Below are 16,290 nucleotides of genomic sequence, written 5' to 3'. Positions count from 1 at the left end.
GATGTAAGTGTCATCATTACTGCGAAGAAGATTGCTACGAATATTGTTCTAACAAGGTTTCTCATTTTCTTTTCCTTTCAAGTGCAGCTGGCTGACCTTTCGGTCCCTGTAGCTTTGCGTCGCCGGATTTCTCCGGGTTTGCTATTTAAGTGAATCGGGATAAATAAAATTGGCACCGGGTTTTGTACCCTGTGCCAGTTAACCTAGAACCTTCTTGAATTAATTCTGATTCGAGAACTAACCTTCGGAGCCTTAGCTCCATGAAGATTGCAACTGGCTGGCCTTTCGGCCCCTGTAGTTTTGCGTCGCCGGATTTCTCCGGGTTTGCCCAACTAAGATCTAGGTTGGATCTTAGTTTAAAGAGAAGCGAACCGTTTTTTCTGGTCCCTTTCTTTTCTCATCTCCTCTTTACAATTCTAATTATACTATAGTTTTTTTAAATTGCAAGCCTTTTTCTTAAAATTCCGCAATTAAATTTGTATTTTAATTTGTATTTATAGTATTAATTTTTAATAATTTGGTGTTTCAGCCTTTTTCTTATAATGATAAAATACGTAACCTCTAAAATACAGCAGGCTACCCAGCCTACAGGGTAACCGAGGGCTACTATCCTGGGCGTGTTTGCAACAAAATGAGTTATGACGAAAAGGTATATCTGTCTTATGACAACAAATGTCCCAAGCATGATAATCATCGGTCCCTTTGAATCTCCTCTTCCTCTCAGGGCTCCTGCCAGCACATGATTTACACAGTTAAACATCAGGAAGTAAACATTGGTCCTTAGGAACAGAACACCATAATCTATAACACTTTTATCCGAAGTGAACATCCCTACAGCCTGTGAGGCAAAAACAAAGATCCCTGTGGCTATGACTCCGGTGATCATAAAACTCATACTGACAGCTGTGTTGGTACCTTCGTCAGCTCTCTTCAGTTTTCCGGCTCCCATATTCTGACTCACAAAGGTGGTGGACGCCATGGCCATACTCTGCATGGGAAGCATTATAAACTGGTCGATTTTGTTGTAGCAGCTCCATCCCGCCATGCAGCTTGCTCCGAAGTAGTTGATATAAGCCTGGACGAAGACATTGGAAAATGCCGTAATAACCGACTGGATACCTGCCGGAAGCCCCACAAGCATGATTTTCTTTAAGATGTGCATATCCACCCTCATGTCATGCCAGGTGAGTTTATAGATATCATCCGTTTTTGTCAGTAACCTCAGGGTTAAAAATGCTGAAATGAACTGAGCTATGATGGTTGCAAGAGCAACGCCTAATATCCCCATTTTAAATACGATAACAAACAGAAGGTCAAGAATTGTGTTTATAACGCTTGTCAGAATCAGAAAATACAAAGGTCTTTTAGTGTCACCAACCGCTCTCAGGATACCGCTTCCTATGTTATATATAAGAAGTCCTGATATACCGCCAATATAAACTCTAAGGTAAAGTGTAGCCTCTCCCATTACATCTTCCGGAGTTGACATGAAATTCAGCATGGGAGTTACTCCCAGAACACCTACTATGGAAAAAATCACAGAGAGTATGAATGTTGCAGCCATGGTTGTTTCTACTGCGCTATGAAGCTTTTCCAGATTTTTTGCTCCAAAATAGGTTCCCATGACAACGCCGGCACCGGTTGCAAAGCCATTGAAGAAAAACACCAGCATATTCACTATCATGGTGGTTGCGCCAACTGCTGCCAGGGCTTCGGTACCTACAAAATTTCCCACCACTATTGAATCCACGGTGTTATAAAGCATCTGGAATATGTTGCCAAGCATTAAGGGCATGGCAAAGAATATTATCTGCTTTATGATGTTGCCGCTGGTCATGTCCTGGACCGTGCTTTTCTTTTCCATCCCTCTAATCTCCTGAATTCTTTATAAACAAACGTATAAATAGTCTTATTTTTGCCCAACAAATGGATTCTATATCATATAGTCATTACATATCAATAATTGTTGCTGTATTACTTGATTTTGTACTGAATAAATCATACTGCCTCTATATCATCCATCTCACAGAACTCTTTAGTAAAAGAAAAAAGCCATGTCTCTTCGGACACGACTTCAATATTTTTGCAACAAAAAATGCACCTTCAGGGACTTGAACCCTGGACAAACGGATTAAGAGTCCGCTGCTCTACCAACTGAGCTAAAGGTGCAAAGCATTTTTAATGCTTGTATAGATTACAAATTAATGACCGTTTTGTCAATTGTTTTTTTATAAAAGTTATTTCTTGCTATAAGATAGATATGTAAGATTATTTCACTTGTCGTTGTTTTCCAATCCACAATTTCCGGATACAAATTCACATTGGTTAATATCCTAGGAATAAACCCTGACGTTTGCGTAAAAGCGACCTTTCTTAGTCATGGTTCCCGTACCTTCAAAGATAAACTTACCATGACCTCTTACCGTCACACGGTCTCCGGGTTTTAAATTGTATCCGGGATCAGTCACTGTCTGCCCGTTGATAAAGACATTTTCAGCTTTAATGATTTCCTGTGATCTTCCTCTGGAGAGATGCCACACCATGGCAAGCACCGCATCCACTCTCTGGGAAGCAACAGATCCGGATTGTTCAGTGAATTTAGGTTGTACATCACACTCTTTTGGTGATACAACCCGACAGTTGACAGATGTATGCTTAACCCGGGTCAGTTCTCTCGCCACGGTATCTGCCATATCACTTAAAACAAATATATAGGCTGAACTCCCATCTACCAGGATGTCTCCTATCTGTTCCCGTTCGATACCTAGATTCATAAGTGCCCCGAGGAAGTCTCTGTGGCTAAGTTCGTCGGCAAATTTGTTATTCAGTGGCTTCACATGGATACATTTGATGATGTCTCCTGCTGCAGCTTCCGAAACGATAAACTCTTCGGGAGTTGTGTAGCTTGGAAGAAAACATATAACATTTCTGTCTGCGTCTTCATGACCTCCGTAAATAACATAAGTGCTCCCGTTCAAAGCATTAACCTTTGAAGATATCCCCCGGCCTTTCAGAATCCGGTAAAAAGAAGCAATATCTGAGGCCGACAAAAAATTGGTACAGGTGAGATAATCATTGTTATAGGCTCTCCTGGAAAGATCATCTATGCGACCTTCAAGTAAATTATCGTGTTCCATTAACTACTGTATGAACTCCTTATATCGCTTTATCATTTCCTGGTTGAGATCCGCAGTCATATGTATGCCGTCATCTTCATACTTTACAGAGATGACCCTTGCTCTTTCCTGAAGATCATGCTCCACGTTGCCTTTTGTATAGGGGATTATCAGCTCCATGGTAAGGTAATCGGAAAAAAGCTTTTCATCTATTTTCTGAAGGAGAAGTTCGAGGCCTAAGCCCTTTTCCGCGGAAATGTATATCTTGTCTCCACGGTCTATGGGGAGCTGATACTCGGGATATTTGCGGTCTGATTTATTCATTACGTAAAGCACAGGGATGTGTCCGGCTTCCAGTTCCTTAAGGGTTTTGGCCGTAACGTCCATATGCATCTGATAATTCCTGTCTGAATAATCTATGACCTCAAGTATAAGGTCAGCATTAACAGCCTCCTCCAGTGTGGATCGGAAGGCATTTACCAGATCATGGGGAAGATCGTTGATAAAGCCTACAGTATCCGACAGGAGAAAATCCCGGTGATCGGGGGGAGTTATCTTCCTTACTGTTGTATCCAGTGTGGCGAAAAGCATGTCCTTCACCATAACTTCCTTTTCTTCATCCGGACAATAGGTCTTTATCATTTTGTTGAGAAGTGTGGACTTTCCTGCATTGGTATAGCCAACCAGTGCAACCTGGGGTATTCCGGAGGTCATGCGTTTGCGGCGCTGGGTGTCACGGTTCTGGCTGATCTCCCGAAGCTGTTTACGAAGCTCCGACATCTGCTTTTCTATATGTCTTCTGTCGAGCTCGATCTGGGTTTCACCGGATCCCTTGTTGGACATGGAGCCTCCGGTTCCTCCCTGTCGGCTGAGATTTTGACGAAGCCCCACAAGTCTCGGAAGCATGTACTGAAGCTTTGCATAGTCAACCTGCATTTTGGCTTCCCTTGTCCTTGCTCTGTCGGCAAATATATTTAATATGAGGTTTGTGCGGTCTATAACCTCCACTTCAAGGTCATGGGCCAGATTTGCAAGCTGTGAGGGTGAAAGCTGATTGTTCACGATCACAAGGTCTGCTTCCATCTCCCACACCAGGGCCTTCAGCTCCTGCACTTTTCCGGAACCTATGTAATAAGCAGAATCCTGTGAATCAAGATTCTGGGTAATGTCGGCGATGACCTCCAGATTCTCAGCTTCGGCGAGCCCTTCCAGTTCTCTCATTGAGGTGTCAAAATCAGGATCATTACCAATGCAGGCGCCCACAAGGATTGCTCTTTTTTTATCCAGTTCTTTATTATCTATCATCTTTATGTTTCCTTGTAAAAACCGTAATCACTATACTGAGAGCCATCACAACCAGTACCGATGCTATAAAAGTCAGCACAATCTTTAAAGCACAATCGGAGAAGAAACCTTCCGGCAGCATATTGATCATCCTGCTTTCCCTGGGGTCAAACATCCAGTTTCCCTGACTGAAGAATATCTCGTGAAATATGGTGAAGTATTTTGTGAAATCCGTTGCCGCAAGGGCTCCGATCAGCAAGACTACGGCAAGTATCGCTCCACATACTCTTATAAAACTTGTACTTAAATAATACAGAGCACCACCCGGTTTTGCCACAACTATGAGGAAGCCTGCAATAGCCAGGGCTGACAGTATAAAAATCGCTCTTAGGAATAAGCATTTGACAAACAGGACTCTTACATCCGCCATATGTGAGGCTTCATTTTCATTATAGAAGAAAGCCGGTTCACCGTTTATGGTGGTTTCTATTATGAGGTTCTCTCTGTCACCCCTCAGATATACCATGGTCTGGTCCAGTACATGACACATATCATCAAGGCTCATGGTCTCACCCATCCAGGCTTCAAGGCTTCCCGTTACATCATATTTTATAAACTCATTCCGGTAAAAGTCCGGCGAACCGTAGCACACAACTTCAAAACTGGTAACAAATATGATAAATATCAGCATGACCGAAAAGATCATGCCGAGAATATTCCGGTACAATGCTTTCATCTTCCAACCCCCGCTATTTTGGTGTATTTAACCGGTGATCAAGCTGCCACCGATAGAGAAACAGCGTAACAATTCATCCCGTAGACCATGTGGCACAGTTAGTGGTTCATCTGGTGTACTGTTACAAAATAGCCGAGAAATAGTTTACCATGAATGACCTTTTTGTTGAACTGAAATGTTAAATATGCTAATATAAAGTGCCTGGGAAAATAGTTCCAGGACGTGTTTCTGTAGCTCAGCAGGATAGAGCGTTCGCCTCCTAAGCGAAAGGTCGTGCGTTCGAATCGCATCAGGAACATCTTATGGAAACTAAGTAAAGGATGTGGATACCCTCCACATCCTTTATTGTTCTTATGTATCTCTTTTAATAGTCGATTACACAATGGCAACTTATTCAATCGATCAATAGCATAAAAAACAAGGGGCTCTCGCACTGAACATCTAAAGCGAAGCCCCTTGTTACTTACTCTGTGATCTCGCATTCGTAGAAGTTGTCGCTTCCTACTTCGCTTCCTCCGGTTTTTTCCTTAATGACGATTTTGGATGTTTCCCAGGGTCGGAATTCCAATTTCTCACACCGGTTCCCGGAAAGATCTTCAACGTACATCTGCCATACAGGGAACGGGATCATCGGTTCCGCATCACGGAGAGCGGTTTCATTGTCTGTGATGGACAGCGCCCATATAGGAAGACTTGCGTCGAAGACGACAGGGCACTCATAATCCACGGTCTGACCTGGCATGACCATCTCCCTAATAAGGTCGCTGCCGCCGATCCAGAGACCGTCATACAGCTCTTTCGTTTTTTCCGAGATGTCCGTATCCGACTGGGCCATATACATGTGTGTGATCACTTCATGTCCACGGTTTTCGATTTTGAAATCCCATAATGAAATCTTCCCAATGAAGGCCATTGCGTCCGACAACTCAGCTTTCTCTCCGCCCAGGGCTTCCTGCCAGTACCCCGCGATATCCTTCTTGTAATCGCCTTCCGCTTTGTAGGTTACTGAAGATTCAAAGTCTTCATTTTCCTCATTCCAGGTAATGGTGATCTCCTCAGCAACCCAGGGATTAAACACGAATTCTTCCCGGTTCGTCCGTCCATCGGCATCAACTATCTTCATTGACCAGGTGGAGCAGTCCCAGTTGATATAATGGTCAATGTCAGCGTATGCAACACTCATTCCGGCAGGGATCGGCTCGTAGAGGATGTCAGCATACGTGTCTTCCTGGTAGTCAGCATGCTTAAAGTAGATACATCGGATATCATGTGGGCTGTCGTTTCGGATCTTAAATCCGTAGCTGATACTTACACCGTAGGGCAGGCCAACTGACTCCGGATCATTTCCGGGGGCGGCAGTTTTGACCCATGCGTCCGCTTCCGATGTTATATTCAGAAGGTCTCCGGTGTCTTCCTTTTTATGTTCTACCCACGGTGTGCTTATATAGTTGTTGTAAATGTCCTTTAATACCATGGAGATCCTGGCAGAATGATTTCCCGTATATCCTATGGTCACAATCTGTATTTCATTCTCTTCGAAGGATATTTCGCCATCCAGCAGCACCGTGCCCAGGTAATTGTAGTCGTAATCATAGCTGTCCACGGGGAACCGAAGCTTGTCTTCCCTCTTGCATTGCAGGTATGCTTTCGGAGGAATTCTGATTCCGTCAATTTCACTCTGGCTATCCTCGATAAAATAACCCAACACAGTCATCTCCCTGGTGGCTGTGTCTTCCTTCACGGCGATCTGGATTTTTTCCTTTCCGTTCAGAATGGCCGGGATATAATGAACCGCATTAATCAGTCCGTCGTCCCGCTCCTCAAAATACTGGAAAAAGCTGGGAACCACGGTGTTTCCGATGCAGAACCAGAGCGGGTTATAAACGATAAAATCGGTTTTTTCCTGGTAGAGGTCCTGATGGGCCTGCGTGCCCATAAATAACAGCTTCTCGCCATCATCCAGCAGGAGCCGCTCTTCGCGGTACCATATGTTTTTCCACTCTACCTTTTCCGGAAGATCAACCCAATAAAAGCAATCGTATTCATCCGTGGCAAACTGCGATAGTATGGCCTCATGGGAGTCAATGCTGGCTTCCGGATAGTACTTCTTCACGATGTCATTCCTGTACCAGGGGAAGGATGCGTATTGCGAGACCACAGGAGTGTCGTCAGCTGAGGCGGCCCTGTTTGGCGCCTGTACGGTTATACCTGCCGTGTCCTGATAGGGTACCGGGTTTTCCGCATCCGCAATGGAAAGCACTGAGCAGAACGAATTGAAAAAATCAAAATAACTTCCGGGATATCCGATTTCGGAAATGGTCTGCATCATTTTCGAGTACAGGGGGAGGTTACGGTAGGGATAATACATAGCCAGTCCGTTGGTGCCGTCCAGGTTGGTTTCGAAGCATACAATACAATCACTGAGAGCCTGTGTAAGACCTGAGGTGTCTTCCGGGTCTACCTGACTCAGGTAATTGCCCACATCGATCTGCTCGTACTGTCCGAAGCCTAATTCTGTGCTGCGGACTCGTGCTGATGCGAATGTGCTGTATTCTCCTTTTTGGATCCTGACATCGGAATCTGAGAAATACTCAGACAGCTTTTTCATGAAGTCCTGGATTTTGTCCAGTTTTATCATTGCCAGGGTGTAGGTGTCATACTTGTTCTTTTCACTTTGGGCTAAGAAGTCCTGTGTGATCACTTTTCCGAGTTCTTCCATGGAAATACCCGGGTTCTCCTCCAGCTTACTCAGCCACTTGGTATAATCCCAGCCGGTACCGGGCTCCGTCTCCTCCGAGGCAATCATATAGTCGGCAAAGTCGGAAAGCATGACGCCTGTCTCCACCGTGGACATCAGGCAGGCATCAAATCCTATAAATGCATAATGGCCGCCCGCATCCTGAAAGGCTGTCCGGATTCCCGGAAGCGTCAGCATACTCTCAGGGTACAGCTCGTCATATCCGTATCCCAGGGCACTTCCGCCGCCGTGGTTCCACAGGATAACCGCTGTCCGGTCCGCAGGATAGTTCTCATTTCCCCATTTTAGGAAACCAGCCAGGGTATCAGAATCAGACATACGGACACTGTCCAGTTCTTCCTTCAGGGTAATGCCGCTGCCGCTGAGTTCCCAGCGTTGAATCTTTTCACTGGAAATTTCCTGGGTCGTCCAGGCGTTGGAGCCACCGGTCTCCAAAACTACATGAACATTATTGCCGGGCGCCGCCTTGATCATTTCATTGATATCTTCGGATGCACAACCGTTTATGGACTCAAGATCGGAGCCGATCATGTAGACCATGAGGGTTACGGAATTTCCGCCAGATGAACTGCCGGATCCCATTCCGCCTGAAGATCCGCCTACGCATGCACTGATGCCCAGTACCATTGCTGCCAATACCGATATAATGCCTGCTTTTGATATCTTCACAGTCTTCACCTGTCCCTTTTACTGAAAAAAACGGAAGCATTACTTCCACAGTAACGCTTCCGACTATGTACTATTTTAATTATATTATGTATTACTTTAATGTAAATACATTTGAACCAAACCACTCATTGGAGATCTTCTCTACGGTTCCGTCTGCTGCCATATCAAGGAGTGTATCCTTTACTGCCTGTGCCAGTGCATCGTCACCCTTCTTGAATCCGATTCCATACTCCTCAGCTGCAAGTGTATCATCAAGGATCTTCATATTCTTGCCTGATGACTGGATCTGATATCCTGCTACGATACTATCCATACAAACGGCATCGCAGGCACCTGACTCAAGGTCCATAAGAGCTGTATTGTAATCCGCTACTTCTGTAAGTGAACCTAATGATGCAAGAAGATCGGCACTGTCATTAATGGCGTTAAGTCCTGAGCTGTCTTTCTGAACTTCTACAGCCTTGCCTGCAAGATCAGCCTGTGATGTAATATCTGAGTCTGCATTAACAACAAATACCTGATTGTTGGCCATGTAAGGACCAACCCATGTATATCCGTCTTCTCTTCCCTGCATGGTGAAACCGTTCCAGATACAATCGATATTTCCTGATTCAAGCTCCATATCCTTGGCATCCCAGTTGATAGGCTGTGGAACGAACTCAAGTCCTAAACGGTTTGCAACTTCCTCTGCAAGAACGAGATCGAAGCCTGTATATTCACCATTATCGCCAACAAAGCCCATTGGAGGGAACTCCTGATCAAAACCTACAGTGAATTTTCCTGTTGCGGTTGTTACTGTTGCTCCCTGCTCTCCTGCTGCCTCTGTAGCTGCCTCAGTTTCTGCTGCCTCTGATGCAGCGGCTGTTGTTGCTGCTTCATTTGCCGCAGCTGTGGTTGCAGCAGCTGTTGTCTCTGCAGGCTTACTTGAGCCGCAGGCGGTTAATGCGCTCATTGCTACGATTCCTGTGATTAATAATGCAAGATTCTTTTTCATTTTTCCTCCTCGATCTATGGCAGTGACACCACCAGGTCAGAATTTTTTATTGATGGCTCAGTCCCCAAAGATCATCAATCTTTTTATAATTCAACACTCTACCATGCTAAAGTGCCGATGTCAATAGAATAGGATGGAAATCTCTTTCCATCCTATTTCAATTACCATAACAGTTCAGTCGGTGGTTCTCTGCTTAGCCCCTGGATGAACTGTTACCAATTACCTGATATTTCAAGTACAGCCGGATTAAATATTTTTTTCCGATGGCTTTGTATTACTTTGCAGCGCTCTCGCTTTCAGCTTCTGTTGTCTCTTCATCTGACGGTGCTGTGTAAACTTCTTCAACCTTCTTTGTCTTGAATCCGCCTTCGCCCTGAAGATCGTTTCCTGCCTTTGTCTCTTCCTCAGTTTCTTCTTCGGTTTCTTCTGTTTCTGCAGCGGCTTCTGTCTCTTCAGCAGTTTCCTCTTTTTCTACCACCTTTACATTGTCCTGGATATACTGGAAAACTGCATTATTTACAGCTTCTTCCTTTACAGCATCTCCACCGAACTGCTCAATAAGCATTACCTTATTGATTTTCTGACCTGAAAGAGTACTATACTCCGATACAAGCTTATCAATGAGTTCGTCAGTAGCTTTGATTCCCTGCTCATCTGCAATTGTTGCCACAATCATTCTCTGAGCTGCATAATCTGCTGCATAACTTGACATTTCTTCCTTGAACTCATCCACCGACATGCCATACATATCAAGCATTTTGGAAAGAGTGAATCCATACTGGGCTGCTGAATCAATCTGTGACTTTATAACATATGCCTCAGCATACTCCTTCATGGCATCAGACATACCGATCTCTGATTTATCTACTATCTGCTGAAGTGCATCTGAACGTACTTCTTCGTTATATGAATAATCTATCTGAGCCTTAAGAAGTGCTTTCTGCTCATCTCTGAATTCAGCAACTGTCTTGGCTTCTGTCTCCAGGTCCTCAGCATGCTTCTTGAGCCACTCGTCTGTAAGCTCAGGAGTTCTTGAAACTGTATTAACAGTTACAGCGAATTCTGCATCCTTGCCCTGAAGGTCCTCTTTACCATAGTCCTCTGGGAATGTTACCTTAACAGTAACCTTCTCTCCCTTCTTGGCACCGATAAGCTGATCCTCATAGCCCGGTATGAATGTTCCTGATCCGAGAGTAAGGTTATAGCCTGTTGCTGATCCTCCGTCGAATTCAACACCATCAACTGTTCCTACGTAGTCAATGTTTACAGTATCACCCTCTTTGGCAGCTTCATCAACTTCATCCTTATGCATAGACAAAAGAGTGTCTATCTGAGAATCTATCATTTCTTCATCCACAACCTGCTTTGGTGCTGTTTCCACAGTGATGGTACTTAAATCCACCAGCTTGATATGTCCCATATCCTTAAGTTCAGGCATTTCAGGTACTTCGGTTTTTTCAAGCTCTGCAATTGCAGGATCCACAGCCTCTGTTTCAGCTGTTCCATCGGCAGCTGTTGATTCAGCTGTTCCATCGGCAGCTGTTGATTCAGTTGTTCCATCGGCTGCAGCTGTTGTCTCAGCCCCTGTTGTTCCCTCAGGAACACTGCCTGAGTTACATGCAGCCATAGACATAGCTGTTAATGCAGCAACTGCTGTAATTAAAAACTTACTTTTTTTCATAATTTATCTCCTCTTTTTGTTTGATAGATTGTTTTTATTTATTAAATGCAACAAATGCTCTGTAGGTGTAGTAAACATCAAGCTTTGAAGTTATCTCAAAAGGCGCATGCATTGAGAGGACCGGTACACCAAGGTCTACTGTATCCACATCCATATTTGCAATGTACTTGGCGATGGTTCCGCCGCCACCTGCATCTACCTTACCGAGTTCACCAATCTGCCAGAGTACGTCATCCTCTTCCATCAGCTTGATAACCTTATACATAGTCTCGGCTGAAGCATCATTTGAAGATGACTTGCCTCTTGATCCTGTATACTTTGTAAGCACCGGACCTCTGTTAAGATAGGAAGCATTGTTGGTCTCAAATACATCCGGGAAGGTTGGATCAAATGCTGCATTAACATCAGCTGAAAGACAAAGTGAATTTCTCAGTACATCCCGTACTCTTTCACCCTCAGCTTCAACAAGATCCTCCATGTAATGAAGGAGCATATCGCTTTCCATGCCGGTAACGCCGGTTGATCCGATCTCTTCTTTATCAACAAGTACTGTTACAGTTGTGTGCTTTGGCTTTTTGCATTCAAACTCTGCCATAAGTGCTGTATAGGCACATACCTTATCATCCTGTCCGTAAGCTCCCACAAGAGAACGGTCCAGACCCACATCAACGGCATGCTGTGCCGGAACCATGGTTAACTCTGCTCTGAGGAAATCTTCCTCTGTCATTCCGTATTTTTCATTAAGGATTGAAAGTATCTTTAACTTAAATGCCTTTTTAACTTCCTTGTCCGGAACAGGCGTTGAACCAAGGATAATGTTTAACTCCTCTCCCTTTATGCCATCAGAAAGTTTTCTCTGATTCTGCTGCTGTGAAAGATGAGGAAGCAGATCCGATACCACAAATACCGGATCTCCGGGATTTTCTCCTATGTTAAGGTCAATGGCAGAACCGTCTTTCAGCATCACACGGCCGTGAATTGCAAGTGGAGTCACTCCCCACTGATACTTCTTGATTCCGCCATAGTAATGTGTTTTAAAGTAAGCAAGCTCATCCTTTTCATAAAGCGGATTCGGTTTTAAATCCAGTCTCGGAGAATCTATATGGGCAATATTAAAATGAACTCCGTCAATAAGAGGTTTCTTTCCGAATGTTGTCAGGATAATGTTCTTTCCTCTGTTGTTAAAATATACCTTATCTCCGGTTTTATACTTTTTGCTTCTCTCAAAAGGCTTATACCCATACTTTTCCGCAAGTTCCAGAGAATACTTTACAGCTTCTCTTTCAATTTTTGCATTATCAAGGTAAACCTTATAGCCTTCGCAAAATTCATTGGCCTTTTCCACATCCTCCGGACGTTCCATGCCTATGTTTTTGATCTTGTAACAAAGCTTTTCTTCAAGCTTCTGCCCTTCTGATTTTGACATATCTGCTCATCCTCTCTGTTTTAAAATCTATAATAACTCTTATTTAAAAGATCATTACCTAAATTACTATTATATCTTCAGTATTGATACGACAATATACTGTGAATTAGAATTCTAATCGCTTTATGTGTATAAAATGTGAAAAAGGGCTTAGCATTTGCCGCCCTTTCACATTAGCTATATATCCTGATTTTATTTTTACAGCTGATCATCAGATGCTGATGACCATTTCAGCACATTTCTGCGGTTTTATTTTACAAATCCCATATCATTGAATGGCCAGTACTTAAAGTAAACTTTTGCTAACATTCTGTCTCTTGCCACCATATTGTAATCACCCCAGAAACGGGCATCCATTGAATTATTTCTGTTATCTCCGAGAACATAGTAGTGACCTTCGGGGACAACCACATCCACCTCCGGGAACTGTCTTCCGTCGACGATCATAGGCTCAGGCAGGTATACTTCTTCCTTTGCCTCACCGTTTACATAAACTGTTCCGATGGGTACCTGCGGTGTGGTGCCGTCTGCATTAACACCTATTTCAATGTTATGGAACTCCGAAGCATCAGCTGTACCGGTCTGTTTTATCTCAATGTGATCACCGGGCATACCGATAACTCTTTTTACATAATAAACCACTGAATTGTCCGCATCTTTTCTTCCGCATTTCGGACAGGCATGATTTGAATTTTCCCTGTACATCTGTCCGTCTTTTTTACATGTATATCCATAGATAAAGATCGCTATATCATCCCTGTGAACTTCTCCAAAGGTATACTCCAGCCTTGAACCAAACACCCTGGCCCCCGGCATTATGGTGTTTTCCATTGAGCCTGTAGGTATGGTTGAATTGGCAATGATAAAATTGTTAATGCCAAAAGCCAGAAAACCGGCTACCACTAAAACCTTTATCCAGTCTATTATCTCAGCAAGCACGGAATTGCCGGCTTTTTTAGACGTTTTTTTGTCTTTATCCCCTTTACCGTCTGATGATACCGTTTTTTTGTCATCATCCTTTTTATTGTCTACCGATGCCTTATCTTCCGAAAACTCTTCTTCCGAAGTATCAAAAATATTCTTATCATCTTTATCTGTTATCTCAAAAAAGTTATCTTCCATAGCTCTCCTCATATATAAACGCATGTAAATTGCCGTTTATCTCTGACTTACAGATGCAAATCCATTTGGCTCTATACACTGGCAATATCTGCCCATTGAAAGTTCGCGTTACAGTTTAACAGACATGATTTATAAATTCAATCTGTCCTTTGTCTCTGCATTGCCTCATGTTCACCTTTTATTTCTTTATACAGCTTATCTATGGGCCAGTCTTTATTAGATTCCGTCTCAACACATTTATAGTCGACACTTAATCCTTTTTTTCTAAGTGCTGATAAAAAATCCGTCATGGAAACTCTGTCCATTCCCCTCATGATCAATATTTCCGCATCCTCGGGAAGAGACGAATACTCCTCTTCTGAGACGCTTTCGAGTTTTATCTTTTTCAATAATGCTATCGATTTGACTTTTGTCACCTTATCTTTGCTCTTTTTATTTATATATATGATACTCTTCATCATTACTCTTTCCTCATCTATTAACGCTGTATGTCAGCCGTAATCTCCACTCAGTTGCAGCCTGACAGGCTATAATCAGTGATATTTTATACTTATTTAATTCATAATTCTTTACTAATCTATTCAGTTCATTTTACAATATCCTATATTCATAAAATACTGTTTTTTGCAGGTAAATTGATTAACATATAAATATTTGATATAGTTATGTATGGCTATTATAACTTTAAAACAATATGAATAATGCAGGTATAACTATGGAAAGAAGAGAATGGTACACTCCATCCGCTAACGGTGATGGAAAGATTTATAACTGCTTATACAGAAATGAAAAACAGGATCAAAAAGCAATCATCGTCATAGTTCACGGAATGCAAAGCCACAGCGGTCGTTACCTTTCCTGGACTGAGGAACTTACAGGTTTAGGCTACACTGTCGCAATGCTTGATCTTCAAGGTCACGGAAAATCTCAGAATCATGCAGGAAGCTTCGGTCCCTCCCACGGTTGGGAGTACCTTTTACACGATATACGGCGGCTTATCCTTAAAGTAAAAAAATGGTTTCCTGAACTTCCCGTTATTCTTTTTGGGCATTCAATGGGCTCCTTCGCCGTACGTTCCTATGTTACGAAGTTCCCAAAGGACGCAGATGCACTTATCCTCAGCGGAACCGGAGGATTCGTTTATTCCCTGTACTCTGCCCTGGGAGTGTTGACAGCTGACCTTAAGCTCCATGATCACATGACTCCGGCCACAAAATATGGAGAGTTTATGACTTATCTTTTCAATAAAGATATAGTAAATCCTGTTAATGCCGGTGCATGGTGCTGTACCGATGACGAAATCTGTAAACAACATGCCGCAGATCCTTTGTCCGTAAGTTTCACCATAGGTGCCTACTACGAAATGGTTAAAGGTATTATTTCTGTAAGAGAAGACAAATGGGCTGCCAGTGTCCCCATGATACCTGTTTACATTTTCTCCGGTGGAGCCGATCCCGTGGGTGAATATGGTAAAGGTCCTGCTTCAGTTTATGCCTGGCTTCATTCAACCGGTCACGATGTATCTTTACGGATATATCCGGGAAAGCGCCATGAAATGATTTGGGAAACCAATAAAGAAGAGGTTCATGATAATATTTATAAATGGATCGACAGTAAACTACCCGAAATCCGGCAGTCTAAAACCATTATCAATTGATCCGGTTACTTTCCTGTCAGTTTGAGAATAAAGCCGGATGAGCAATAATTTTGCTTTAAATTCATTTAATGTAGCTGTATTTAATCATAAATAACACAAGGGAGGCATTATGTATATCACCTGTTTAGATGTTGAAGGAGTACTTGTACCTGAAATCTGGATTGCTTTTTCAGAAGCCAGCGGCATTCCTGAGCTGAAAAGAACCACCAGAGATGAACCCGATTATGACAAGCTTATGAAATGGAGACTTGGGATTTTAAAGGAACACGGTCTTGGATTAAAAGAAATTCAGGATGTGATAGCAACCATCGATCCTCTTCCGGGAGCGAAAGCATTTCTCGATGAGCTTCGTTCTTTCTCACAGGTAATACTTATCTCCGACACTTTTGAGCAGTTTGCCTCTCCTCTTATGAAGAAGCTTGGTAACCCAACGCTCTTCTGTAATACTCTTGAAGTAGCCCCAAACGGAGAGATTACCGGATTTAAGATGAGATGTGAAAAATCCAAGCTCACAACCGTTAAGGCTCTTCAGTCCATAGGATATGAGACCATAGCCTCCGGTGACAGTTATAATGACCTTGGAATGATCCAGGCATCAAAAGCCGGATTCCTTTTCAGAAGTACAGAAAAGATCAAAGCTGATCATCCTGAGCTTCCTGCTTTTGAAGAATACAGTGATCTTTTGAATGCAATCAAAAATGCCATGAAAGACTGAATCTGACTTGATGATTAATTCTTCTTGCTCACTTTTACAGATTTAAAACAATAAGCCTCTCAGCATACTAAAAATCATGCTGAGAGGCTATTTTGATTTAACATCCTATTCTTAGTTATAAAGTCAGATTAC

Annotated in this window: 12 protein-coding genes, 2 tRNA genes and 2 riboswitches; of the genes, 3 read left to right on the top strand and 11 right to left on the bottom strand. The window is 43.0% G+C overall.

Going from position 1 to position 16,290, the window contains the following annotated elements; genetic code table 11:
- Window positions 1–79: 79 nt before the first annotated feature.
- Window positions 80–153: riboswitch (cyclic di-GMP riboswitch) on the bottom strand.
- A gap of 112 nt (window positions 154–265) precedes the next feature.
- Window positions 266–339, bottom strand: a riboswitch (cyclic di-GMP riboswitch).
- 163 nt (window positions 340–502) lie between these two features.
- The 5 genes from T357_RS0115820 to T357_RS0115800 form a co-directional block, all read right to left on the bottom strand.
- Window positions 503–1,864 carry an MATE family efflux transporter gene (locus tag T357_RS0115820; RefSeq protein ID WP_044917187.1) on the bottom strand — a complete coding sequence of 454 codons (1,362 nt, stop codon included), beginning with the start codon at window positions 1,862–1,864 and terminating at the stop codon, window positions 503–505.
- 232 nt (window positions 1,865–2,096) lie between these two features.
- Window positions 2,097–2,169, bottom strand: a tRNA-Lys gene (locus T357_RS0115815).
- Window positions 2,170–2,333: 164 nt separating this feature from the next.
- A complete protein-coding gene (locus T357_RS0115810; RefSeq protein ID WP_031554737.1) occupies window positions 2,334–3,137 on the bottom strand; it encodes a YlmH/Sll1252 family protein in 804 nt (267 codons plus the stop codon).
- 3 nt (window positions 3,138–3,140) lie between these two features.
- Window positions 3,141–4,421, bottom strand: coding sequence for a GTPase HflX (gene hflX, locus T357_RS0115805; RefSeq protein WP_031554735.1), 1,281 nt, complete (start codon window positions 4,419–4,421; stop codon window positions 3,141–3,143).
- Window positions 4,411–5,136, bottom strand: a complete 726-nt coding sequence (locus T357_RS0115800) for a TIGR01906 family membrane protein (RefSeq protein WP_044917185.1) — start codon at window positions 5,134–5,136, stop codon at window positions 4,411–4,413. The genes hflX and T357_RS0115800 overlap by 11 nt, the downstream gene beginning before the upstream one ends.
- A 224-nt stretch (window positions 5,137–5,360) precedes the next feature.
- Between T357_RS0115800 and T357_RS0115795 the strand changes: the two genes are divergently transcribed.
- Window positions 5,361–5,434: transfer RNA gene (locus tag T357_RS0115795), tRNA-Arg, on the top strand.
- Window positions 5,435–5,599: 165 nt separating this feature from the next.
- On the opposite strand, the gene T357_RS0115790 is transcribed toward T357_RS0115795, so the two are convergent.
- The 6 genes from T357_RS0115790 to T357_RS0115765 form a co-directional block, all read right to left on the bottom strand.
- Window positions 5,600–8,563 (bottom strand): clostripain-related cysteine peptidase, encoded by a 2,964-nt coding sequence (locus T357_RS0115790; RefSeq protein ID WP_031554731.1) that lies wholly within the window; start codon window positions 8,561–8,563, stop codon window positions 5,600–5,602.
- Window positions 8,564–8,654: 91 nt separating this feature from the next.
- Window positions 8,655–9,557 (bottom strand): amino acid ABC transporter substrate-binding protein, encoded by a 903-nt coding sequence (locus T357_RS0115785; RefSeq protein WP_031554730.1) that lies wholly within the window; start codon window positions 9,555–9,557, stop codon window positions 8,655–8,657.
- A gap of 274 nt (window positions 9,558–9,831) precedes the next feature.
- On the bottom strand, window positions 9,832–11,238 hold the full coding sequence (gene tig, locus T357_RS0115780; protein WP_049962496.1) for a trigger factor: 1,407 nt from the start codon (window positions 11,236–11,238) through the stop codon (window positions 9,832–9,834).
- A gap of 34 nt (window positions 11,239–11,272) precedes the next feature.
- Complete coding sequence (locus T357_RS0115775) at window positions 11,273–12,664, bottom strand: aminopeptidase (protein ID WP_031554726.1); 1,392 nt, start codon at window positions 12,662–12,664, stop codon at window positions 11,273–11,275.
- A gap of 249 nt (window positions 12,665–12,913) precedes the next feature.
- Window positions 12,914–13,786: a signal peptidase I gene (lepB, locus tag T357_RS0115770; RefSeq protein WP_081828218.1), complete on the bottom strand. Its 873-nt coding sequence runs from the start codon at window positions 13,784–13,786 to the stop codon at window positions 12,914–12,916.
- A 137-nt stretch (window positions 13,787–13,923) separates the two neighbouring features.
- On the bottom strand, window positions 13,924–14,247 hold the full coding sequence (locus tag T357_RS0115765; RefSeq protein ID WP_031554722.1) for a DUF3783 domain-containing protein: 324 nt from the start codon (window positions 14,245–14,247) through the stop codon (window positions 13,924–13,926).
- 254 nt (window positions 14,248–14,501) lie between these two features.
- Between T357_RS0115765 and T357_RS0115760 the strand changes: the two genes are divergently transcribed.
- Together T357_RS0115760 and thrH are read left to right on the top strand one after the other, a co-directional pair.
- On the top strand, window positions 14,502–15,443 hold the full coding sequence (locus T357_RS0115760) for an alpha/beta fold hydrolase (protein WP_031554720.1): 942 nt from the start codon (window positions 14,502–14,504) through the stop codon (window positions 15,441–15,443).
- Between the two features lie 109 nt (window positions 15,444–15,552).
- Entirely contained in the window at window positions 15,553–16,158 is a 606-nt protein-coding gene (thrH, locus tag T357_RS0115755) for a bifunctional phosphoserine phosphatase/homoserine phosphotransferase ThrH (protein WP_031554718.1), read from the top strand.
- The last annotated feature ends 132 nt before the right edge of the window (window positions 16,159–16,290 follow it).

The organism is Oribacterium sp. FC2011, assembly GCF_000701645.1.
In the GTDB taxonomy this organism is placed as follows: domain Bacteria; phylum Bacillota; class Clostridia; order Lachnospirales; family Lachnospiraceae; genus Oribacterium.
Note: the sequence above shows the minus strand (reverse complement) of the source record. Positions and strands in the feature narration are given on the sequence as shown.